The sequence below is a fragment of the Geodermatophilus sp. SYSU D00867 genome (genome assembly GCF_054050315.1).
Map to the genome: position 1 here is coordinate 103853 of NZ_JBJGZC010000008.1, position 20948 is coordinate 124800.

General features: G+C 74.3%; 26 protein-coding genes. All 26 read left to right on the forward strand.

What is annotated here, in order from left to right:
- Window positions 1-205 precede the first annotated feature (205 nt).
- The 26 genes from ACI8AK_RS09525 to fliR all read left to right on the forward strand — a co-directional run bounded on the left by ACI8AK_RS09525 (window position 206) and on the right by fliR (window position 20942).
- Window positions 206-1036 (forward strand): flagellin N-terminal helical domain-containing protein, encoded by an 831-nt coding sequence (locus ACI8AK_RS09525; protein WP_387993880.1) that lies wholly within the window; start codon window positions 206-208, stop codon window positions 1034-1036.
- A 110-nt stretch (window positions 1037-1146) separates the two neighbouring features.
- On the forward strand, window positions 1147-2538 hold the full coding sequence (gene fliD, locus ACI8AK_RS09530; protein WP_387993877.1) for a flagellar filament capping protein FliD: 1392 nt from the start codon (window positions 1147-1149) through the stop codon (window positions 2536-2538).
- 44 nt (window positions 2539-2582) lie between these two features.
- Window positions 2583-2969, forward strand: a complete 387-nt coding sequence (gene fliS / locus ACI8AK_RS09535; RefSeq protein WP_387993874.1) for a flagellar export chaperone FliS — start codon at window positions 2583-2585, stop codon at window positions 2967-2969.
- Entirely contained in the window at window positions 2966-3310 is a 345-nt protein-coding gene (locus ACI8AK_RS09540) for a hypothetical protein (protein WP_456956017.1), read from the forward strand. The genes fliS and ACI8AK_RS09540 overlap by 4 nt, the downstream gene beginning before the upstream one ends.
- A 352-nt stretch (window positions 3311-3662) precedes the next feature.
- Window positions 3663-4010 carry a flagellar basal body rod protein FlgB gene (locus ACI8AK_RS09545; RefSeq protein ID WP_387993869.1) on the forward strand — a complete coding sequence of 116 codons (348 nt, stop codon included), beginning with the start codon at window positions 3663-3665 and terminating at the stop codon, window positions 4008-4010.
- Between the two features lies 1 nt (window position 4011).
- Window positions 4012-4410 carry a flagellar basal body rod protein FlgC gene (locus tag ACI8AK_RS09550; protein WP_387993866.1) on the forward strand — a complete coding sequence of 133 codons (399 nt, stop codon included), beginning with the start codon at window positions 4012-4014 and terminating at the stop codon, window positions 4408-4410.
- A 2-nt stretch (window positions 4411-4412) separates the two neighbouring features.
- Complete coding sequence (locus tag ACI8AK_RS09555) at window positions 4413-4739, forward strand: flagellar hook-basal body complex protein FliE (protein WP_387993863.1); 327 nt, start codon at window positions 4413-4415, stop codon at window positions 4737-4739.
- Window positions 4739-6340 (forward strand): flagellar basal-body MS-ring/collar protein FliF, encoded by a 1602-nt coding sequence (gene fliF / locus ACI8AK_RS09560; RefSeq protein WP_387993860.1) that lies wholly within the window; start codon window positions 4739-4741, stop codon window positions 6338-6340. Before ACI8AK_RS09555 ends, fliF begins: the two co-directional genes overlap by 1 nt.
- Window positions 6337-7416, forward strand: a complete 1080-nt coding sequence (gene fliG / locus ACI8AK_RS09565; protein WP_387993858.1) for a flagellar motor switch protein FliG — start codon at window positions 6337-6339, stop codon at window positions 7414-7416. The genes fliF and fliG overlap by 4 nt, the downstream gene beginning before the upstream one ends.
- Window positions 7400-8302, forward strand: a complete 903-nt coding sequence (locus ACI8AK_RS09570; RefSeq protein ID WP_456956019.1) for a FliH/SctL family protein — start codon at window positions 7400-7402, stop codon at window positions 8300-8302. The genes fliG and ACI8AK_RS09570 overlap by 17 nt, the downstream gene beginning before the upstream one ends.
- Window positions 8299-9618 carry a FliI/YscN family ATPase gene (locus ACI8AK_RS09575; RefSeq protein ID WP_387993854.1) on the forward strand — a complete coding sequence of 440 codons (1320 nt, stop codon included), beginning with the start codon at window positions 8299-8301 and terminating at the stop codon, window positions 9616-9618. Before ACI8AK_RS09570 ends, ACI8AK_RS09575 begins: the two co-directional genes overlap by 4 nt.
- 1 nt (window position 9619) lies before the next feature.
- Window positions 9620-10078 (forward strand): flagellar export protein FliJ, encoded by a 459-nt coding sequence (locus ACI8AK_RS09580; RefSeq protein ID WP_456956021.1) that lies wholly within the window; start codon window positions 9620-9622, stop codon window positions 10076-10078.
- Window positions 10066-11064, forward strand: coding sequence for a lytic transglycosylase domain-containing protein (locus ACI8AK_RS09585; RefSeq protein WP_456956023.1), 999 nt, complete (start codon window positions 10066-10068; stop codon window positions 11062-11064). Before ACI8AK_RS09580 ends, ACI8AK_RS09585 begins: the two co-directional genes overlap by 13 nt.
- On the forward strand, window positions 11061-12407 hold the full coding sequence (locus ACI8AK_RS09590) for a flagellar hook-length control protein FliK (protein ID WP_456956024.1): 1347 nt from the start codon (window positions 11061-11063) through the stop codon (window positions 12405-12407). Before ACI8AK_RS09585 ends, ACI8AK_RS09590 begins: the two co-directional genes overlap by 4 nt.
- Window positions 12408-12419: 12 nt before the next feature.
- A complete protein-coding gene (locus tag ACI8AK_RS09595) occupies window positions 12420-12839 on the forward strand; it encodes a flagellar hook capping FlgD N-terminal domain-containing protein (RefSeq protein ID WP_387987853.1) in 420 nt (139 codons plus the stop codon).
- A gap of 32 nt (window positions 12840-12871) precedes the next feature.
- The gene (locus ACI8AK_RS09600) at window positions 12872-14071 is read left to right on the forward strand and encodes a flagellar hook protein FlgE (RefSeq protein WP_456903319.1); all 1200 of its coding nucleotides are present in this window, start codon (window positions 12872-12874) and stop codon (window positions 14069-14071) included.
- A gap of 239 nt (window positions 14072-14310) precedes the next feature.
- Window positions 14311-14622, forward strand: coding sequence for a flagellar FlbD family protein (locus tag ACI8AK_RS09605; RefSeq protein WP_387987855.1), 312 nt, complete (start codon window positions 14311-14313; stop codon window positions 14620-14622).
- 3 nt (window positions 14623-14625) lie between these two features.
- Entirely contained in the window at window positions 14626-15396 is a 771-nt protein-coding gene (locus ACI8AK_RS09610) for a motility protein A (protein WP_387987856.1), read from the forward strand.
- Between the two features lie 19 nt (window positions 15397-15415).
- Entirely contained in the window at window positions 15416-16360 is a 945-nt protein-coding gene (locus ACI8AK_RS09615) for a flagellar motor protein MotB (protein ID WP_387987857.1), read from the forward strand.
- Entirely contained in the window at window positions 16357-16842 is a 486-nt protein-coding gene (locus ACI8AK_RS09620; RefSeq protein WP_456903320.1) for a flagellar basal body-associated FliL family protein, read from the forward strand. Before ACI8AK_RS09615 ends, ACI8AK_RS09620 begins: the two co-directional genes overlap by 4 nt.
- 94 nt (window positions 16843-16936) lie before the next feature.
- Complete coding sequence (locus ACI8AK_RS09625; protein WP_387987859.1) at window positions 16937-17905, forward strand: flagellar motor switch protein FliM; 969 nt, start codon at window positions 16937-16939, stop codon at window positions 17903-17905.
- Window positions 17902-18678, forward strand: coding sequence for a flagellar motor switch protein FliN (gene fliN / locus ACI8AK_RS09630; protein ID WP_456956026.1), 777 nt, complete (start codon window positions 17902-17904; stop codon window positions 18676-18678). The genes ACI8AK_RS09625 and fliN overlap by 4 nt, the downstream gene beginning before the upstream one ends.
- Window positions 18675-19082: a FliO/MopB family protein gene (locus ACI8AK_RS09635; protein ID WP_456903321.1), complete on the forward strand. Its 408-nt coding sequence runs from the start codon at window positions 18675-18677 to the stop codon at window positions 19080-19082. Before fliN ends, ACI8AK_RS09635 begins: the two co-directional genes overlap by 4 nt.
- Entirely contained in the window at window positions 19082-19900 is an 819-nt protein-coding gene (gene fliP / locus ACI8AK_RS09640; RefSeq protein WP_456956028.1) for a flagellar type III secretion system pore protein FliP, read from the forward strand. The genes ACI8AK_RS09635 and fliP overlap by 1 nt, the downstream gene beginning before the upstream one ends.
- A complete protein-coding gene (fliQ, locus tag ACI8AK_RS09645; protein ID WP_387987863.1) occupies window positions 19897-20172 on the forward strand; it encodes a flagellar biosynthesis protein FliQ in 276 nt (91 codons plus the stop codon). The genes fliP and fliQ overlap by 4 nt, the downstream gene beginning before the upstream one ends.
- Window positions 20173-20177: 5 nt before the next feature.
- A complete protein-coding gene (gene fliR, locus ACI8AK_RS09650; protein ID WP_387987864.1) occupies window positions 20178-20942 on the forward strand; it encodes a flagellar biosynthetic protein FliR in 765 nt (254 codons plus the stop codon).
- Window positions 20943-20948: the final 6 nt, after the last annotated feature.

Genomic DNA, 20948 nt, shown 5'->3' on the forward strand with positions numbered 1-20948 from the left:
GTGCAGCGCCGAGCCTCCCGTGCCGCCTGGGACGCCGCCCGCACCGCGGGCAGCCTGCACGGACCGACCCGTCCGGAGGATCCGCGAGAAAGCTGCCCGGTTCGGTTAAAGGTCCCGGGCCCTGCCGCCGTAACCCATGGAGCAAGGCCCGCCAGCACGGATGCCAGCGGGATCAGGAAACGGCCCACGTCCAAGGAGGAACACCATGGGTCTCAGCGTCAACACCAACATCGCGGCGATCAACGCCTACCGCAACCTCACCGTCACCGACGGCCAGATGGGCAAGTCGCTGGAGAAGCTGTCCTCCGGCTACCGCATCAACCGCGCCGCCGACGACGCCGCGGGTCTGGCCATCTCGGAGGGGCTCCGGTCGCAGATCGGCGGCCTCAAGGTGGCCGTCCGCAACACGCAGGACGGCATCTCCGTCGTGCAGACCGCGGAGGGCGCGCTCACCGAGGTCCACTCCATCCTGCAGCGCATGCGTGACCTGGCCGTCCAGGCCGGCAACGACTCGAACAACGAGAAGGCCCGCGCGGCCATCGGCACCGAGGTCACCAAGCTGACCGAGGAGCTGAACCGGATCGCGGGTGCGACCAACTTCAACGGCACGAAGCTGCTCGACGGCTCCGCCTCGTCGCTGAAGTTCCAGGTCGGTGCCGACGGCGACACCAACAGCCAGATCACCATCAACCTGTCGGGTGCCGACGTCGACGCCGTCGCCACCGCGCTGAGCGCCGTCTCCCTGTCGAGCGCGTCGGGCGCCCAGTCGGCCATCACCGCGATCAACGCCCAGATCGAGAGCATCTCCACCGCCCGCGCGGAGCTGGGTGCCTACCAGAACCGGTTCGAGCACACGGTCAACAACCTGAACGCGACCATGGAGAACCTGACCGCGTCGGAGTCCCGGATCCGGGACACCGACATGGCCCAGGAGATGACCAACTTCTCCCGGACGCAGATCCTGAGCCAGGCCGGCACGGCCATGCTGGCCCAGGCCAACCAGGCGTCGCAGAACATCCTGCAGCTGCTCCGCTGACCTCGGCGCAGCGCCTGAGCACCACCTAGCACCACCCGGTGAGGGGGGAGGCCCTGGCCTCCCCCCTCACTGCGCTCGTCCTCCCCCCGCTCACGAGTCGAGGAGTCCCGATGGCCGGTCTGAGCATCAGCGGTCTGGTGTCCAACATGGACACCGCCACGATCATCGACCAGCTGATGGCGGTCGAGGCCAATCCGCAGACCCTCCTCGCGCAGCGGCTCTCGAGGACCCAGCAGCAGGTGACGGCCTACCGCGACGTGAACAGCCGCGTCGACGCACTCAGGACCGCCGCGGAGAAGCTGGCCGGCGACTCCGCCTGGCAGTCGGTCAAGGCGACCAGCTCCTCCACGGCGGTGAGCGCCTCCGCGACCACCGGAGCGGCGCCGGGCTCCCTCTCCTTCCGTGTCGACTGGGTCGCCAAGGCCCACTCGGTCATCAGCACACAGAAGTGGACCGCCACCGATCAGCAGACGGCGGCCGACCTCGACTTCGGCGCCGCCACCATCGACGTGGAGGTGGGCGGCACCACGCACACCATCACCGTCGACCGCAACGGCGACGGCCGCAGCACGCTCGCGGAAGCGGCTGCGGCGATCACGGCCCGCAGCGACCTGGGGCTCTCGGCGACCGCCGTCCGGACCTCCCCCACCCAGTACCAGCTGCAGGTGACCTCCACGAAGACCGGCGAGGCATCCCGCTTCGACGTCGGCGCACCGGACACCTTCACGACCGTGACGCAGGGCGCCAACGCACAGCTCACCGTCGGCGAGGGCACCGGCTACAAGGTCACCTCCGCGACCAACACCTTCACCGGCCTGCTCGACGGCGTCACGCTGACGGTCACCGAGCCGGCCAGTTCGGTGACCGTGCAGGTGGCCACCGACCCGGAGGCCATCGCCGACCACGTGCAGGCCCTGGTGACCTCGGCCAACGCCCTGCTGGACGCGATCTCCACGCGCACCGACAGCACGAGCAGCACGGCCGTGCTGAAGGGGGACAGCGCCCTGCGCCAGCTCACCTCGCGGGTCCTCGACGTGCTGTCGTTCGCCGTCGGCGAGGACGGCTCGTCCTCAGCGGTCGGCCTCGAGCTCACCCAGAACGGGCGCTACACCTTCGACGAGACCGCCTTCCTCGACAAGCTGGCCGCCGACCCCGCCGTCGTGCAGCGGATGTTCCGTCAGGTCACCACGCTGCCCGGGCCTGACGGGGACGCCGCCACCACCTCGGACAACCAGTCCCTGCCGACGGGCATCGCCGCCAAGCTGGCCGACATCGCACGGACGGCGTCGAACACCACGGACGGGACCCTGACCCTCCTCGTGAAGAGCACCGAGGAGAGGGCCAAGGACCTGGACGAGCGCGTGGAGGCGTGGGACCTGCGACTCGAGCTGCGCCGTACGACCCTCACCCGCCAGTTCACCGCGATGGAGACCGCCCTCGGGACGCTGAGGAACCAGGCGTCCTGGCTGTCCTCGCAGCTGTCGTCCCTGTCGTCGTCGTGACCCCCTGACCACCTGACGCCCGCGCGAGTCCGAGGAGAGACCTGATGAGCACTGCCGCCGCGCTGCGCGCCCGATACGTGGGCGACTCCGTCGCCACCGCGTCCCCCCAGCAACTCCTGGTCATGCTCTACGACCGGCTGGCCCTCGACCTCGAGCGGGCCGCGTCCGCGCTGGCCACCGGCGACCGCCGGACCGCCGGCACACAGCTGACCCACGCGCAGGACGTCGTCTTCGAGCTGCGTGCGAGCCTCCGCGTCGACGCGTGGGAGGGAGGACCCCGGCTCGCCGCGCTGTACTCGTGGCTGATCACCGAGCTCGTGCAGGCCAACGTCAAGGGCGACCGCAACCGCGTCGAGTCGTGCCTGAGGGTCGTCGAGCCGCTGCGCGACGCCTGGCGGCAGGCCGCCGCCAGCCTGGCGGGCACCGCATGACCGCGGCGCACTCCGCGGACGGGCAGCGCCGCGCGGAGTGGGTCGGCGTCCTCGAGGAGATGGAGGTCGAGGTCCTCGACGCCGAGCGGGCCATCCGCGGCAACCGCGCCGAGGAGATCGCCGCCTGGGGCCGGCGCATGGAGGACTGGACCCCGCCCAGCGTGCTGGGCCCGGTGCCGGCGGACCTGCGCGAGCGGGCCGCCCGGCTGCTGCAGCACCAGCTCGCCGTCGCCGAGGAGCTCGTCGAGCGGATCACCCAGTCCCAGCGCCAGCGCGACGTCGCCGCGCGGATGGCCTACCGGCCCCGCCCGGTGCCCGCCTTCATCGACAGGGCCCTCTGAGCCCGACTGGCGACACTCCACGACGAACCGGCCCGGCCGGGTCCGCCTCGCGGCGGGCCCGGCCGTCGTCGTCCCCGGGCCGGTACCGCCCTCCGGGCGCGGGAGGCGGCTCGGGAGGCGACACGGGCCCCGCAGTGCCCACCGGGCTCGTCCCCGCCATCCGTCACACCCGTCACCTGAGTCACGGAACGTGGTCAAGGTGTGACGGAACGCTGCCGATGTCGGCGCTGCACGGACAGCACCACTCTCGCCACGGATCGGCGGCCCCTCCCCTGCGCTCGCGCGCCGGGGCAACCCGACGTACCCGGAGGCCAGTCGTGTCCTGCCGTCCTGCCCGCCGGCGGTCCACCCGATGATCAGCGACGTCACGATGACGACGCTGCACGCGGCGCTCAGCGGCCTGGCCCAGCGCCAGCGCGTCACCGCGGACAACATCGCCAACGTCCAGACCCCGGGCTTCCTCGCCGGCCGCACGGACTTCGAGTCCTCGCTGCGCGCCGAGCTGCGCCAGGGCAGGACGCCGACGGTCTCCGGCGGCTCGATCGCGCGCTCGTTCGAGCCGACCCGCGAGGACGGCAACAACGTCAACCTCGACAGCGAGACGGTCATCGCCACCGAGACCGGCCTGCGCTACCAGTTCGCGCTCACCGCGCTCGACGGCAAGTACAGCGGTCTGCGCACGGCCCTGAGGACGTCCTGACGTGTTCGACAGCCTCGACGTCTCCGGGTCCGGGCTCTCCGTCCACCGCCGCTGGATGGACGCCGTCTCGGACAACATCTCCAACATCAACACGGTCAGCTCGACCGACGGCGAGGCGTTCAGGGAGCGCATGGTCGTCGCGCAGGCCGTGGACTACGGCTCCGGCGAGGGCGGTGTCCGCATCGCCCGGGCCGAGTTCGGCAGCGGCGAGGGCCGGCTCGTGCACGAGCCCGACCACCCGCTGGCCGACGCCGAGGGCTACGTCCGGTACCCGGACATCGACCTCGGCGACCAGATGACCCAGCTGATCATGGCCCAGCGCGGCTACCAGGCGAACCTGGCGTCCCTGGAGCGGGCGACCACCGCCTACCAGGCCGCCCTCCAGCTCGGGAAGGGCTGACCGTGAGCTCCCCCATCGACGGCATCTCGCTGCCCGGCGTCCCGACGATCGGCGCCCTCGGCGGGATCAGCGGCACGACGCCCGCGGCCCCGGCGACCTCGACGTCGGGCGAGGGCTTCGCCGCCGCGCTGACCGGCGCGCTCGACCAGCTCGGCAGCCTGCAGTCGGCCAAGGACGCCCTCGCCGTGCAGGGCGCCACCGGCGACCTGCGTGACGTGCACGACTACATGATCGCCGCCCAGGAGTCCTCCGTGGCCACCGAGGTGGTCGTGACCCTCAAGAACAAGGCGGTCGAGGCCTTCACCGAGATCATGAGGATGCCCGTCTGATGCCTGCCGCACTCGCTGGGCCGCTGGCGAAGCTGCGGAGCACGCTCGCCACCATCAGCCTCGGCCAGAAGGTCGTGATCGGCCTGCTGGTGGCCGGGCTGGCTCTGGGCGGCTTCTTCTTCTACCGCTGGATCACGACGCCGACCATGGCGCCGCTGTTCTCCAACCTGGCCTCGACCGACGCCTCGGCGATCGTCGACGAGCTCAACGCCGCCGGCGTCTCCTACGAGCTCGCCGACGGCGGCGGCACCATCCTCGTGGCCAACGAGCAGGTCTACGACCTGCGGCTGCAGATGAGCGGCAAGGGCCTGCCGGCCGGCTCGGAGACCGGGTACGCGCTGCTCGACGAGCAGGGCATCACCACCAGCGAGTTCCAGCAGCAGGTGCAGTACCAGCGCGCCATCGAGGGCGAGCTGGCCAACACCCTCGAGGCGCTCGACGGCGTGCAGACCGCCGTGGTCCACGTCGCGCTGCCCGAGGACGAGGTCTTCGCCTCCGACGAGCGCGAGCCGACCGCCTCGGTGCTCCTGGACCTGGAGCCGGGCACCGAGCTCGCCGGCGAGCAGATCCAGTCGATCACCAACCTGGTCTCCTCCAGCGTGGAGGGCATGGACCCCGAGCAGGTGACCGTCTCCGACTCGACCGGTCAGCTGCTCTCGGCCGCCGGCCAGGGCGTGAGCGCCGCCTCCGGCGACGCCCGCTCGCAGATGGAGACCGACTACGAGAGCCGCCTGGCCGCCAACGCCCAGGCCATCCTCGACACCGTCCTCGGCCCGGGCAACGCCCGCGTCGCCGTGCGCGCCGACCTGGACATGTCGCAGAGCGACAGCACCGCGACGACCTACGGCTACACCCAGGGCACGCCGCCGGTCTCCGAGCAGACCTCGACCGAGCAGTACACCGGCGACGGCACCGCCGTCGGCGGCGTGCTCGGCCCGGAGAACACCGCCGACGCCGCGAACGGCGCCGGCGGCGGCACCTCCACCTACTCGACCGAGTCGACGACGGCGAACAACTCCGTGGACCAGACGGTCACCAACACCGTCACCGCGCCCGGGGAGGTCAACCGGCTCACCGTCGCGGTGGTCCTGAACGACACGGTGGCCGGCAACCTCAACCAGACGCAGGTGCAGGACCTCATCGGCAACGCCGTCGGCCTGGACACCGCGCGCGGCGACGACATCAGCGTCGCCTCCCTCGCCTTCGACACCACCGCCGCCGACGCCGCCGCCGCGGAGATGACCGCGGCCCGCGAGGCCGAGCAGCAGGCGCAGATGTGGTCCCTGGTCAAGAACGGCGGCATCGCGCTCGGCATCGCGCTGCTGGTCCTCGTCGTGTGGCTGCGCTCGCGCCGCCGCGGCGACGACGAGGAGGAGGACGAGGACGACGAGCCCCTGGAGCTCGACGAGGGCCTGATCGCCGAGCTCGAGCGGCTGCGGGTGTCCAGCTCGCGGGACGACACGGCGGTCCTGGACAACCGGGCGCTGGAACTGGAGGCCGCGGAGCGGCAGCGGGTGCGGGGGGAGATCGCGACGATGGTCAGCGAACGTCCGGACGAGGTGGCGCAGATGCTGCGCGGCTGGCTGAGTGACGTCAAGTGACGCTCGCCAGCGTCGAGCAGCTGGTGGGCGCGGGCGGGACCAACCTGCCCGCGCTGCCGCCGGCTCCCCCGCGTCCCGAGATGCCGGGCCTGCGCAAGGCCGCCGTCTTCCTCGCCCAGATGAGCAGGGAGGAGGCCGGGCTGCTGCTGTCCAAGCTGCGCCCGCGCGAGGTCGAGGCCCTCACCCGCGAGATCATGAAGCTCGGCTCGGTCGAGCCGGAGGACGTCGACGGCGTCCTCACCGAGTTCTCGCAGATGATGGCCGCACAGCGGTACGTGGGCCGCGGCGGCGTCGAGTTCGCCCGCGAGATCCTGGCCGCCGGCCTCGGTGAGGACAAGGCCGAGGGCATCCTCGCCCGGCTCAACGTCGTCTACACCGAGGTGCCGTTCGCCTCGCTGCGCAACGCCGACGTCCGCCAGCTGGTCACCTTCCTCAAGGACGAGCACCCGCAGGTCATCGCCCTGGTGCTGGCCCACCTGTCGGCCGGGCAGTCGGCCGAGGTGCTCTCTGGCTTCTCCCCCGAGCAGCAGGCCGAGGTGGCCCACCGGATCGCCACGATGGACCGCACCTCCCCGGAGATGGTCCGGCTGGTGGAGGAGGAGCTCGGCCGCCGCATGGGGTCGCTGCTCGCCCACCAGGACATGTCCACCGTGGGCGGCGTCGAGACCCTCGTGGAGATCATCAACCGCTCGCCGCGGCCGACCGAGCGCTCGATCCTCGAGTGGCTGGACACCTCCGACCCGGAGCTGGCCGAGCAGGTGCGCGCGCAGATGTTCGTCTTCGAGGACATCACCACCATCGACGACCGCTCGATGCAGCTGGTGCTGCGCGAGGTCGAGGCCAACGACCTGGCCACCGCGCTCAAGGGCGTGCGCCCCGACGTCCGCGACAAGGTGGTCCGGAACCTCTCCGAGCGGGCCGCCGAGAACCTCGCCGAGGAGATCGAGCTGCTCGGCCCCGTCCGCGCCCGCACGGTCGAGGAGGCGCAGGGCAAGATCGTCGCGGTCATCCGCACGCTCGAGGAGCAGGGCGTCCTGACCATCTCGCGCGGTGGGGACGATGAGTTCGTCTCCTGACGGGCCCCGTCCGACGGCCCGGGAGTCGGTGCTGCTGCGCGGGGCCTCGGCCAGCGCGGCGGCGCCGTACCGCTCGGTGCCGGGGACGACGGTGCCCGAGCCGCGCCCGGCACCGCAGGCGGCGACCCACCAGCCGACCGAGCAGCTGACCCGGCCCCTGACCCTGCCGCCCACCCAGCCGCCGGCCCCGCAGCTGACCCGGCCCCTGACGCTGCCCGTCGTGGACGGCGCGCCCGAGGTGGTCGTCGAGCGGCGGTCCTCCGTCCGGCGCGCCGCCGACGTCCCGGTGCCCAACGGCCGCGGCGTGCTGCGGCTCGGCGACGTCTACGCCGAGGAGCTGGCCCGGCTGCGCGAGTTCGCCCGCGCCGAGGGGCACGGCGCCGGCTACGCCGAGGGCCTGGCCGAGGCCGGCCGGGTCGTCGCCGAGGCCGAGGCCGAGGCGGCCGCGCGGCTGGCCGACGCGCAGGCCCGCTGGGAGCGGCGGATGGCCTCGGCCACCGCCGCGCTCGGCGCCGCCGTCGCCGCCCTCGACGCCGCCGTGGTGCCCACCGCCGAGGACGTCCGCGACACGATCGTCGAGGGCGTCCTGACGCTGGTCGAGGACCTGCTCGGCCGCGAGCTGTCGGCCTCGACCACCGCCGGCGTGGACGCGGTCCGCCGCGCGCTGACCCTCGTCCCCGCCGACGCCCCCGCCGTCGTCCGGCTGCACCCCGACGACCTCGCCGAGGTCCCGCCGGCCGCCCTCGCCGCGCTGCCGCGGTCGGTCACCGTCGTCGGCGACGACGCCGTCGAGCGGGCCGGCGCGGTCGCCGAGTGCGGCCCCCGCCGGGTCGACGCGCAGCTGTCGACGGCGCTCGCGCGGGTGCGGGCGGTGCTGTCGGCGTGAGCACCACCGCGCTGCTGCAGCGCGCCCGCCTGGCCGCCCGCCCGCAGCTGACCGGCTCGGTCGTCGGCGCCATGGGGCTCACCCTCACCGTCGAGGGCGTCGCCGCCGCCGTCGGGGACCTCGTCGAGGTCGACCCCGGCCCGCGCGGGCTCGTGGCCGAGGTGGTCGCCGTCTCCCGGGACCGGCTCACCTGCATGCCGCTCGGCGAGCTCGGCGGCGTGCGCGCCGGCGCGCCGGTCCGGAACACCGGCATGCCGCTGCAGGTGCCGGTCGGCGAGGCGCTGCTCGGCCGGGTGCTGGACGGCCTGGGCCGCCCGGTCGACGGGCACGGCCCGCTCGGTCCCGGCAGCGGCGGGGGCATCGACTGGGTGGACCTCGCCAGCGAGACCCCGCACGCGCTGTCCCGCCGCCGGGTGGAGGAGCCGCTGCCGGTCGGCGTCCGCGCGCTGGACACCCTCGTGCCGGTCGGCAAGGGCCAGCGGCTGGGCATCTTCGCCGGGTCCGGTGTCGGCAAGTCCACGCTGCTGGCGCAGATCACCCGCGGCACCGAGGCCGACGTCCGGGTCATCGGGCTGATCGGCGAGCGCGGCCGCGAGGTGAAGGAGTTCCTCGAGGAGAACCTCGGGGCCGAGGGCATGGCGCGCACGGTCGTCGTCGTCGCCACCTCCGACGAGCCGCCGCTGGTGCGGCTCAAGGCGGCGTTCGTGGCCACCCGCATCGCCGAGGGCTTCCGCGACCAGGGCCGCGACGTGCTGCTGCTCATGGACTCCATCACCCGCACCGCGATGGCCCAGCGCGAGGTCGGCCTGTCCGCCGGCGAGCCCCCGGCCACCCGCGGCTACCCGCCGAGCGTCTTCGCGATGATGCCGCGCCTGCTGGAGAAGGCCGGGCCCGGCGCGACCGGGTCGATCACCGGCCTCTACACCGTGCTCGTCGAGGGCGACGACCACAACGAGCCGATCGCCGACACCGCCCGCTCGATCCTCGACGGGCACGTCGTGCTCACCCGGAGGCTGGCCACCACCGGCCACTTCCCCGCCGTCGACGTCCTGGAGTCGATCTCCCGGGTCGCCGGCGCGGTCACCGCGCCCGCGCGGATGGCCGACGCCCGCGAGATGCGGCGGCTGATGGGCGCGCTGCGCGACGTCAAGGAGCTCGTGGAGATCGGCGCCTACCAGGCCGGCAGCGACCCGCTGGTCGACCGCGCCCGCGCGCTGTCCCCCGCCATCGACGCCTTCCTACGCCAGCCGCTGGAGGACAGCACCGCCCCCGACGACGCCTGGGCGATGCTGCACCGGCTCGTGACGGCCGGCTGAGGTGGCGAAGCCGGCCGCCTTCCGCCTCGAGCCGGTGCTGCGGGTCCGCCGCGCCGCCGAGCAGGCCGCCGAGCGGGCCGCCGCCGAGGCGGCCGCCGCGGCCCGCGAGGCGGAGCGCCGCGCCGAGGCGCAGGCCGCCGCGCTGGCCGCGCGGGTCCCGCCCGCGTCCGCGCCGGCGCACGTCTTCGTCGCCGCGATGGTCGCATCGGCCGCCGCGGCTGCCGATGTGACAGCTGCACGGGCGACGGCGCAGGCCTCGGCCGAGCAGGCCGGGCTGCTGCGCGCGCGGTGGACCGCCGCCGCCCAGCGGACCAGGGCGCTGGAGAAGCTGCGCGAGCGGCACCTCCTCGCGCTGCGGACCGCCGAGCTCAGCGCCGAGGAGCGCGCGGTCGACGACCTGGTCACCGCCCGGCACGCGGGGACCGGACCCGAGGGAGAGGAGGACCCGTGGAGGGACTGACCGCGGTGCACAGCCGCATCGCCGAGATCCAGAACCGGATCCTCACCTTCGCCTCGGCGTCGGCCACCTCGACGTCGGCCGCCTCGACGTCGGCTGCCTGGGCCAGCGCCGCGTCCGCCGCCGGGCTCACCGGCACCGCGGCCACGACGGCGACCGGCGCGACGGCGACCGGCGCGGCGGCGACCGCCGGCAGCGGCCTGGAGGACCAGGCGGTCGCCGCGGCGCGGCGCTACCTCGGCGTGCCCTACGCCTGGGGCGGCACCGACCCGTCCGTGGGCCTGGACTGCTCCGGCCTGGTGCAGCGGGTGTTCGCCGACCTGGGCATCGACCTGCCCCGCACCAGCTCCCAGCAGGCCACCGCGGGCACCCCGGTCGCGAGCCTGGCCGAGGCCCGCCCCGGCGACCTCGTGTTCTTCGACAACTCCCCGTCGCGCCCGGGCATCGACCACGTCGGCATCTACGTCGGCGACGGGAAGATGATCGCCGCGCCGCAGGAGGGCGACGTCGTCCGGGTGCAGGACGTCGGCACCCCGACCGTCATCCGCCGGGCGCTGCCCGCCTCCGCCCCCGCCTCCACGGCGGTGGCCGCCCCCGGCGCCGGCCTGGCGGGCGTCCCGTACGCCGACCTGTTCACCGCCGCCGGCGCCAGGCACGGCGTCGACCCGGCGCTGCTCGCCGCGGTGGCGAAGGTCGAGTCCGGCTTCGACTCCTCCGCCGTCTCGCCCGCGGGCGCCACCGGCCTCATGCAGTTCATGCCGGCCACCGCCCAGGGCCTCGGCGTCGACGCCGGCGACCCGGCGTCGTCGATCGACGGCGCCGCCCGCTACCTGCGCCAGCTCACCGACCGGTTCGGCTCGACCGACCTCGCGCTGGCCGCCTACAACGCCGGTCCCGGCACGGTCGCCCGCCACGGCGGCATCCCGCCGTACGCCGAGACCCGGTCCTACGTCCGCAAGGTCACCAGCGCCGCGGAGGCCTACTCGTGACAGCTCCCGTCCTGACCGCCGCCGCGGCCGCGCCCGCCCCTGCCTCCCCGGCCGGCGGCTCCGACCCGGGCTCGGCCGCCGGCTTCGCGTCCGCCCTCGACGACGTCCTCGACGACGCCGCCGCCGGGCGTCCGCGCGCCGACCGCGGCGTCGGCCGCGACGGCGACCGTCCCGGCCGCGCCGTGGGCCGCGACGGCGACCCCGGCCGCCCAGGGGCCACCGCCGACACCCCGGCCGGCAGCGCCGACGACGCAGCCCCGGCCGACGCCCGCCCCGCGGGCGACACCCCCGTGCCGCCCGGCGCGCTGCCGGTCGGCTGGGCGCTGGCCCTCGCCCTCGGCACCGCCGTCCCCGGCACCGGCACGACCACCCCTGGCGGCACCCCCGGCGGCACCGACGCCGCGGCCCCCGGTGCGGCCGCCGCGCACGGCGCCGTCCCCGCTGGGGCCGTCGCGGTGCCGGGCGTCGCCGCCGGCCTCCCCCGGCCCGCCCCGGCGCCGGTCCCCGCGGGCGCCGGCGTGCCGACCGCGCCCGCCGCGCTGCCCGGCACCGCCGTCCCGGCTCCCGCGACCCCTCCGCCCGCGGCTCCCGCCGCGGCGGCGCTGCCCGCGGGGCTCGTCGTCGTCGCGGCCGACCCGCAGCCGGCGCCGGTCCCGGCGGCCGCCCTGCCCGTCCCCGCCGAGGCGCCGGCCGCACCGGCCGCCGCACCGGTCCCTGCGGCCGCGGACCCGGGCGCGCAGGAGCGCGACCCCGGCACCTCCGGTGGGACCCCGCTGTCGGCGGTCCCGGCGCCCGCCCCGGTACCGGCTCCCGCATCGGCGACCCCGGCCGCGGCCCCGGCCCGGCCCGACGTGCCCCAGCCGCCAGTGGCCGCCCAGGTCGCCCCCACGGTCGCCACGCTGGCCGCGGGCCCCGACGGCACCCACACCATGACGCTGGTGCTCACCCCCGAGACGCTCGGCCCGGTCGAGGTCCGGGTGACCGTCCACTCCGGCACGGTCGAGCTCAGCCTGCGCGGCGCCTCCGACGCCGGCCGCGCCGCCCTCCTCGACGCCCTGCCCGACCTGCGCCGCGACCTGGAGGCCTCGGGCCTGACCTGCTCGCGGCTGCAGGTGGACCGCGACGCGGCCGGCTCCGGCTCGTCGCAGGCGCAGGCCGGCTGGCAGCAGGCCCAGCAGCAGGCCGGCGAGCACGGCCGCGGGTCCGCGCAGGGCGGTGCCCAGGGTCGTGGCGCCGCCGACGACCGCGGCCGGCCGTGGCTGCGCACCCCCGACACCGACGGGAGCCGCCCGGCTGCCGCCGCCGACCACCCCGCGTCGAGCGTCCTCGACGTCCGGGCCTGAGAGGAGCCGACGATGACCGAGCCCGTGGGCGGCGTGGGCGGCAGCCCGGCCACGTACACGGCCACCACCGCGGTGGACCGCAGCGACCAGATGGGCAAGGACACGTTCCTGCAGCTGCTGGTCGCGCAGATGCGGTACCAGGACCCGAACAGCCCGACGAGCACGACCGAGTTCATGTCGCAGACGGCGACGTTCACCCAGGTCGAGAAGCTCGAGGAGATCGCCGCGCAGAACGCCGAGCTGCTGGCCCTGCAGCGCTCGCTCTCGGCCGGCGCGCTGGTCGGCCACAGCGTCAGCTGGACCGCCGAGGACGGCACCACGCGGACCGGGACGGTGTCGTCGGTCCGCTTCGGCGGCGACGGGCCGACCGCCGTCGTCGGGGGCACCGAGGTGCCCCTCGGCCGCCTCAGCGAGATCTCCCTCCCCGCCTAGCCCACGCTCCCCCCTCCTGAGAGGACCTCCCCGTGCTCCGCTCGATGTTCTCGGCCATCTCCGGCCTGCGCGCGCACCAGACCAAGCTCGACGTGACCGGCAACAACATCGCCAACGTCAACACGGTCGGCTTCAAGAGCAGCCAGACCGTCTTCGAGGACACCCTGTCCCAGGTGATCCGCAACGGCTCCGCGCCGACCGCCGAGACCGGCGGCACGAACCCGGCGCAGGTCGGCCTCGGCGTCCGGGTCGCCGGCGTCACCACCAACTTCGGGCAGGGCTCCACCCAGAACACCGGCCGCGCCACCGACTTCATGATCAGCGGCGACGGCTTCTTCGTGACCCGCGCCGGCAACGAGAACCTGTTCACCCGCGCCGGGTCCTTCGACTACGACGGCGCCGGCAACCTGGTCACCCCCGACGGCGCCCAGCTGCAGGGCTGGACGGTCGGCGCGGACGGCACCGTCGACGCCAACGGCCCCATCGGCCCGCTGCGCATCCCCTTCGGCCAGGTCATGGCACCGACGGCGACGACCGGCGGGACGCTCGCCGGCAACCTGTCGACGTCGACCGCGGTCGACGGCGAGGTCGAGACGCAGGTCACCGTCTACGACTCGGTCGGGACGGCGCACGAGATCGCCCTCACCTTCACGAAGGACGCCGCCAACCGGTGGACCGTGTCCGCGCAGGAGGGCGAGTCGGCTCCCCTCGCCTCGCAGGTCCTGTCCTTCGACCCGGCGACGGGCGAGCTCCCCCCGGACACGACGTTCTCCTTCACGGTCGCGGGTCAGAGCGTGGGCATCCGCCTCGGGGGGCTGACCGAGTACGGCGGGAAGACCTCGCTCACCCCCAGCGGCGTGAACGGCAACGCCATGGGCACGCTGCAGTCGATCTCGCTGAGCAACGACGGCACGATCATGGGCGTCTACTCGAACAGCCTGCGCGAGCCGATCGGCAAGCTGGCGCTGGCCACCTTCGCCAACCCCGGCGGCCTGTCCAAGGCCGGCAACTCCAGCTACCGGGTGGGCGACAACTCCGGCCAGGCCGTCATCGGCGAGGCCGGCACCGGCGGGCGAGGCTCGCTGACCGCCGGCGCGCTGGAGATGTCCAACGTCGACCTCGCCGAGGAGTTCACCGGCCTGATCGTCGCCCAGCGCGGCTTCCAGGCGAACAGCCGCGTGATCACCAGCTCCGACGAGATCCTGCAGGACCTGGTCAACCTCAAGCGCTGAGCGAGGACCTCCCCCACCAGGCCGCGGCCCGGCACCCGTTCCCCGGGGTGCCGGGCCGCGCCGCGTCGTGCCCCGGTGCGCGTGTGACGTGCGGGAACGCGGTGCCGGGCTCACCCCCGGGGGTGGTGCGGCGGGCCGGGTTCGGCTCAAGCAGTCCCCGCGCGGGACCGATGGTCCCTGTAGCCGGCGCCGCGCCGTCGCGGCCCTCCCCCTTCCCGAACGAGCCAGAGGACCCACCCGTGATCCGAGTGACGCGCCTGAACGGGGAGCACTTCGCGCTCAACCCCGACCTGATCGAGCGGGTCGAGGGCCACCCCGACACGGTCGTCTTCCTCGTCGACGGCACCAAGTACGTCGTCAGCGAGGACGTCGACGAGGTGCTCGACGAGATCCGCGAGTACCGGGCCAGCATCCTCGCGACCGCCTACGCCATGGACCGCGGCACCTACCGCTCCAGCACGACCGCCGGCCCGGGCGCCCCGGCGACCGACCCGGCCGGCGACACCCGCCGCGCGTCGGTCGTCCCCTTCCCGGCCCGTGAGGAGCGCTGACCCGTGGACCCGTCGACCCTGATCGGCTTCGTCATCTCGCTCGTCGCGCTCCTGGTCTTCATGGTCATGGAGGGCGCCGACCCGACGTCGCTGATCTTCCTCCCGGCCATCGTGCTGGTCATCGTCGCCACCTTCGGCGCGGCGATGTCCGGCCAGACGATGGGCGACCTCAAGAAGATGGGCGGCTGGTTCAAGGCCGGCCTGATGCCGGCCAAGGTCCCGGCGGCCTCCGAGCAGATCCAGACCCTGGTCACCCTCGCCGAGAAGGCCCGCAAGGAGGGCCTGCTCGCGCTGGAGGCGCAGGTCAAGCAGATCGAGGACCCGTTCCTCAAGCGCGGCCTGCAGATGGGCATCGACGGCACCGACCCGGAGGAGCTGCGCGCCGTCCTCGAGAGCGAGATCGCCGCCAAGAAGGCCGAGGACAAGGTCGCCGCCAAGTTCATGACGACGATGGGCGGCTACGCCCCGACCATCGGCATCGTCGGCTGCATCGTCGGCCTGATGAACGTCATGGGGAGCCTCAGCAACCCCGAGGCCCTCGGCCCGATGATCGCCTCGGCGTTCGTCGCGACCCTGTGGGGCGTCATGGCGGCCAACTTCTGGTTCCTGCCCATGGGCGCGAAGATCCTGCGGGTCAGCGAGCTGCAGGCCGCTCAGATGGAGCTGCTCGTCGAGGGCATCGCCGAGATCCAGGCCGGCACCAGCCCGCGCGCCGTCCGGCTCAAGCTCAGCGCCCTGATCCCGCCGAGCGAGGCCGCCAAGGAGGCGGCGTGACCATCCCCGGGGGCGGCGCGTGAGCGCCGGCGGCCACGGCGGCGGCAAGCGCCGCGGCAGGAAGCACCCCGAGCACGAGGAGCACGAGAACCACGAGCGGTGGCTGGTGTCCTACGCGGACATGATGACGCTGCTCCTGGTGCTCTTCGTGGTCCTCTTCGCGATGAGCCAGGTGGACAAGGAGAAGTTCGCCGCGCTGGCCAGCGGCCTGTCGGAGGCGTTCGGCGCCCCGGTGAGCGCGCTGAGCAGCGCGGGCACGAACTCCGACGCCTCGGTCCTCGACTCCCTCGACGCCGCCGTCGACGTGCAGATCCCGCCGGCCCCCGCCGCGGAGTCCGACGTCGACGCCGCCGCCGCGCAGGCCGCCGCCCAGGAGGCCGCGAACGTCGCGGCCGAGGCGCGGGCCGAGTACGACCAGCTCGCCGCCGCGCGCGACGCCATCGACGCCGCCCTCGCGGCGGCCGGTCACGCCGGGACGGCGCGGTACGAGATCGACGAGCGCGGCCTGACCGTGCACATCGTGTCCGACCCGGTGCTGTTCGGCCCCGAGGAGGCCACGCTGCAGCCCCAGGGCCGCACCATCCTCGACGCCGTCGCCCCGACCCTGGCCGCGCTGCCCAACGACCTCGCGATCGAGGGGCACGCCAACTCGCTGCCGGTGACCCCGGGCGGGCCGTGGCCCTCCAACTGGGAGCTGTCGGCCTACCGGGCCACCACGGTGGTGCGCCACCTGGCCGCCGCCGGCGTCCCGCAGGACCGGATGTCCGGGACCGGCTACTCCGACACCCGCCCGGTGGTGCCGGCGAGCGACCCGGACGCCCTGTCCCTCAACCGCCGCGTCGACGTCGTCGTGCTGTCCGACGCCTCCGCCGAGGCCCGGCAGCTCCTGCCCGGCCTCGACGCCCCCGCACAGGCCGCGCCCGCACCGGCCGCCGCCCCTGCCCAGGAAGGCACCCACGAGTGAGCACCAAGAGCAAGGCCAAGGAGAAGGAGAAGGACGCCCCGGCCGAGGGCGAGGAGGCGAAGGGCGGCGGCAGGAAGAAGCTGCTCGTCGTCGCCGCCGTCCTGCTGGTCGTCCTCGGCGCCGCGGCGTACCTCTTCCTGTTCGCCGGCGGCGAGGCCGAGGCCGAGGAGCCCGAGCACGGCGGCTACACCGCGCTGGAGCCCATCGCGGTCAACCTGGCCGGCGGCGGCTACCTCAAGATCGGCATCACCCTGGAGTACACCGCGGCCGCCGCCTCCGGCGGGCACGGCAGCGGCGGCGTCGACGGCTCCAAGGCCCTCGACATCCTCATCTCCACCTACTCCCAGGCCCAGCCGGCCGACGTGACCGGCGCCCGCGAGGCCCTCAAGGAGTCCCTGGAGCACCAGATCGTCGAGGCCTACACCGAGGACGGCGTCCCGATGGTCATGCACGTCTACCTCACGGAGTACGTCACCCAGTGACGCACCAGTCCCACTCGTCCCACACTCCCCGGCTGACCGGCGGCGCCCCGCGCCGCCGGTCAGTTCGCGTCCGGGCCCCGCCGATGAGGGGACCGTGACCCGCCCCGACACCGCGACCGCGCCCGCAGGGCCCGGGCCGCAGGCGCCGGCCGGTGGCGGCCGCAGCCGGCGCGGTGCGCCCCGCACCTACGACTTCCGCCGCCCCACCAAGCTCTCCCGCGAGCACGTCCGCGTGCTGCAGATCGCCCAGGAGGCCTTCGCCCGCCAGGCGACGACGGTCCTCACCACGATGCTGCGCACCGGCGCCCGGATGGAGCTGCACGGCATCGAGCAGCACTCCTACGACGACTTCCTCGCCACGCTGCCCGACCCCTGCTTCCTGACGACGTTCACCATCGAGCCGCTCGGCGGCAAGGGCCTGCTGGCCTACCCGCTGGACATGGCGATGGCCGGCGTCGACCACATGCTCGGCGGCTCCGGCGCCGCCCACCAGCCCGAGCGGCCGATGACGGCGATGGAGACCACCATCACCACGTCGCTGCTCACCCGGCTGCTGCAGGAGTTCGCCGCCTCCTTCGCGCACGTCACCGAGCTGCAGCCGGCCATCGACGGCATCGAGTACAACCCCGCCCTCGCCCAGGCCGCGGCCGGCTCGGACACCGTGATGGTGGCCCGCTACACGATGTCGATCGGCAGCCGCGAGGGCGCCGCGTCCCTCGTGCTGCCCTTCAGCTCCTTCCAGCAGGCCCTCGACAGCGCCGCCTCCCCGCAGCTGTCGGAGTCGGCCCAGCGCACCCGGCAGCGCGCCGCCGAGCTGCTCGCCGCCCGCCTGGAGCTGGTGCCGGTCGACGTCAGCGTCCGGTTCAGCCCGCTCGAGGTGTCCTCGGAGGACCTGCTCTCCCTGACCGTCGGTGACGTGCTGCTGCTGCGCCACCCGCGGGACGCGCCGCTCGAGGTCACCACCAACGACGCCGTCTTCGCCCACGCGATCGCCAGCAACCACCGGCGCCGGCTGGCCGCCGCCATCGTCCCCGCCCCGTCCGCCGTGAAGGACCCCGCATGACCGCCACGCTCGACACCACCCAGGCCGCCACTCACGCCGCTGCAGAGACCATCACCGCCGTCGTGGTGGCCGCCGCCCGCGCCGCGGCCGCGCTCGTCCCCTCCGGCGCCGAGCTGGTCCCGGGGCCCGCGGTCACCGACCCCGACGCCGTCCCGGTCCCGCCGGCCGCGGCCGCCGCGGTCGGCGCCCGGCTCTCCGGCGAGATCACCGGCGACGTCGTCCTGGTGCTGTCGGCGGAGGTGGTCGAGGCGCTCGACAACTCCCCCGTCGGCCCGATGGACGTCGCGACCGCGCTGCGCCCCGCGCTCGAGGCCGCCGCGGCCACCCTGGGCCGGGTCCGGGTCGACGCCGAGCGCACCGAGGACCCGGTGACCGCGCTCGACGGGCTGCGCGACAAGGGCATGTTCGTCGCCGTGCCGCTGGTCGCCGGCGCGGGGCACCCCTCCGCTGACCACATCGCGACGCTCGCGCTGCAGGTCACCCTGCCGACGGCGCCGCGCAGCCCGCGCAACAGCCTGGACCTGCTGCGGCACGTGGCCATGGAGGTCACCGTCGAGATCGGCCGCACCCGGATGACCGTGGGCGAGCTGCTCTCGCTGCACCCGGGCGAGGTGGTCGAGCTCGACCGCGCCGCCAGCGCCCCCGCCGACCTGCTGGTCAACGGCACCCTCATCGCGCGCGGTGAGGTCGTCGTCGTCGACGAGGACTTCGGCCTGCGGATCAGCGAGATCGTCAGTGACGCCGCCGCCGAGCTGGGGGCCGCGCAGGCATGACGTGGATGCTGATCCGGCTGGTGCTGTCGCTGGCCTTCGTCGGCGGGGTGCTGTGGTTCGCCGCGCGCCTGGCGAAGAAGCGCGGGCTGGGCTCCAGCGGCGGCCTGGTCGAGGTCGTGGCACGCCAGCGCATGGGCCGCGCCAGCACGGTCAACGTGCTGCGCATCGCCGACCGGGTGCTCGTCGTCGGCGCCACCGAGGAGCAGGTCACCCTGCTCGCCGAGCTCGACGGCGACGCCGTGGAGGCCACGCTCGCGGAGCGCGCCGCCGCCGCGCCGACGGCCGCGGGCGGCCCGGCCGTCCCGGCGCCCCGCGTCGGCGGCGCGCTGGCCGGCTCGGTCTTCGACCGGTCGGGCTGGCAGGGCTTCGTCACCCAGCTGCGCGAGCGGACGGTCCGCCGCTGATGACCGCCACCGCCCCCGCGCGCGCCCTCGCGCGCCGGGCCGCCACCCTGCTGCTGGCCCTGCTCGGCTGCGCGCTCGCCGGCGTGCTGCTCGCGGGTCCGGCCGCGGCGGCGCCCACCGCGCCGACCGCCCCCACGGCACCGACCGTGCCGGCGGTCGACGGCGGGGTCGACATCTCGGTCGGCAACGGCAGCCCGAGCACCTCGATCACGCTGATCCTCGCGGTCACCGTGCTGTCGGTGGCGCCGGCGGTGCTGCTGCTGTGCACGTCGTTCACCAAGATCGTCGTCGTCCTGTCGCTGACCCGGAACGCGCTGGGCCTGCAGTCCTCGCCGCCGAACTCCGTGCTCACCGGCATCGCGCTGTTCCTGACGCTGTTCGTCATGGGGCCGGTGCTGTCCGACGTCAACGACGTCGCCGTGCAGCCGTACGTGGACGGCGCGATGACGGTCTCCCAGGCCTACGACGCCGGCGTCGTGCCGCTCAAGGAGTTCCTGCTCGACAACACCCGCGGCGACGAGCTGCAGCTCATGGTCGGCCTGTCCGGGGAGGAGCAGCCCGAGGACCGCGCCGCGGTGAGCATGACGACGCTGGTCCCGGCGTTCGTCCTCTCCGAGCTCAAGAGCGCCTTCATCATCGGGCTGGTCGTGTTCATCCCGTTCCTGGTGATGGACATGCTGGTCAGCGCCGCGCTCATGTCGATGGGCATGATGATGGTGCCGCCGTCGATCGTGTCGCTGCCGTTCAAGCTGCTGTTCTTCGTGGTCGTCGACGGCTGGGCGATGATCACCACGTCCCTCGTGGGGTCGTACGGATGACCGACGCAGACGTCACCGACATCGCCGTCCAGACCATGATGGTGGCCGCGAAGGTCGCCGCCCCGGTCCTGCTCACGGCCCTGCTGGTCGGTTTCCTCATCTCGCTGTTCCAGGCGGCGACCCAGATCCAGGAACCGACGCTGTCGTTCGTCCCCAAGATGATCGCGGTGAGCATCGCCCTGCTGGTCACCGGCAACTGGGTGCTCTCCGAGCTGGTCGACTTCACCCACACCCTCTTCGACCAGCTGCCGCGCCTGCTCGGGCGGACCTGACCGTCATGGACCTCGAGGTCCCGGCGGTCACCCTCGCGGCCCTGCTGCTGGCCACCGCCCGGGCGGCCGGCTTCGTCCTGCTCGCCCCGCCGTTCACCACCCGCACCATCCCGGCGCCGGTCAAGGGGGCGCTGGCCCTGGCGCTGGCGGTCGCCCTGGTCGACCGCGTGGCGCCGGGCCTGCCCGAGCCGACCACCGGGTTCCTCGTCGTCACCGCCGTCAGCGAGGTGGCCATCGGCGCGGCGCTGGGCTTCGTCGTCCAGCTGTTCTTCACCGCGGTGCAGTTCGCCGGCGAGCTCATCGACCTCACCGGCGGCTTCTCCCTGCAGCCGGCCTACGACCCGCTGGCGATGACCACCAACTCGGTCATCGGCAAGCTGCACTACCTGCTCGCGACGACGCTGCTGTTCACCAGCGGCGGGCACCTGGTGATCGTGCGCGGGTTCGCCACCTCCTACGAGGGGCTGCCGGTCAGCGGCGGGTTCCCGGCCGGGGACGTCGGCCAGGTCGTGCTGACGGCGTTCTCGATGATGTTCCTCGCCGCGCTGCAGATCGCCGGCCCGATGGTGGCCGTGCTCCTGCTGGCCGACGTCGCCCTCGCCCTGCTGTCCCGGGCCGCCCCGGCGCTGAACATCTTCGCCATCGGCTTCCCCGTCAAGATCATGCTGACCCTCGCGCTGCTCGGGCTGACCTTCCCGCTGCTGCCGCCGGCGCTGGACGCGCTGGTGGAGCAGGCCACCCGCGCGATCGTCGGCTTCCGGAGCGGGTGAGGCCGG

Coding starts and splice junctions, on each gene's coding strand:
- ACI8AK_RS09525 (WP_387993880.1), top strand. CDS start 206: ATGGGTCTCAGCGTCAACACCAACATCGCGGCGATCAACGCCTACCGC.
- fliD (WP_387993877.1), top strand. CDS start 1,147: ATGGCCGGTCTGAGCATCAGCGGTCTGGTGTCCAACATGGACACCGCC.
- fliS (WP_387993874.1), top strand. CDS start 2,583: ATGAGCACTGCCGCCGCGCTGCGCGCCCGATACGTGGGCGACTCCGTC.
- ACI8AK_RS09540 (WP_456956017.1), top strand. CDS start 2,966: ATGACCGCGGCGCACTCCGCGGACGGGCAGCGCCGCGCGGAGTGGGTC.
- ACI8AK_RS09545 (WP_387993869.1), top strand. CDS start 3,663: ATGATCAGCGACGTCACGATGACGACGCTGCACGCGGCGCTCAGCGGC.
- fliF (WP_387993860.1), top strand. CDS start 4,739: ATGCCTGCCGCACTCGCTGGGCCGCTGGCGAAGCTGCGGAGCACGCTC.
- ACI8AK_RS09570 (WP_456956019.1), top strand. CDS start 7,400: ATGAGTTCGTCTCCTGACGGGCCCCGTCCGACGGCCCGGGAGTCGGTG.
- ACI8AK_RS09595 (WP_387987853.1), top strand. CDS start 12,420: ATGACCGAGCCCGTGGGCGGCGTGGGCGGCAGCCCGGCCACGTACACG.
- fliN (WP_456956026.1), top strand. CDS start 17,902: ATGACCGCCACGCTCGACACCACCCAGGCCGCCACTCACGCCGCTGCA.
- ACI8AK_RS09635 (WP_456903321.1), top strand. CDS start 18,675: ATGACGTGGATGCTGATCCGGCTGGTGCTGTCGCTGGCCTTCGTCGGC.
- fliP (WP_456956028.1), top strand. CDS start 19,082: ATGACCGCCACCGCCCCCGCGCGCGCCCTCGCGCGCCGGGCCGCCACC.
- fliQ (WP_387987863.1), top strand. CDS start 19,897: ATGACCGACGCAGACGTCACCGACATCGCCGTCCAGACCATGATGGTG.
- fliR (WP_387987864.1), top strand. CDS start 20,178: ATGGACCTCGAGGTCCCGGCGGTCACCCTCGCGGCCCTGCTGCTGGCC.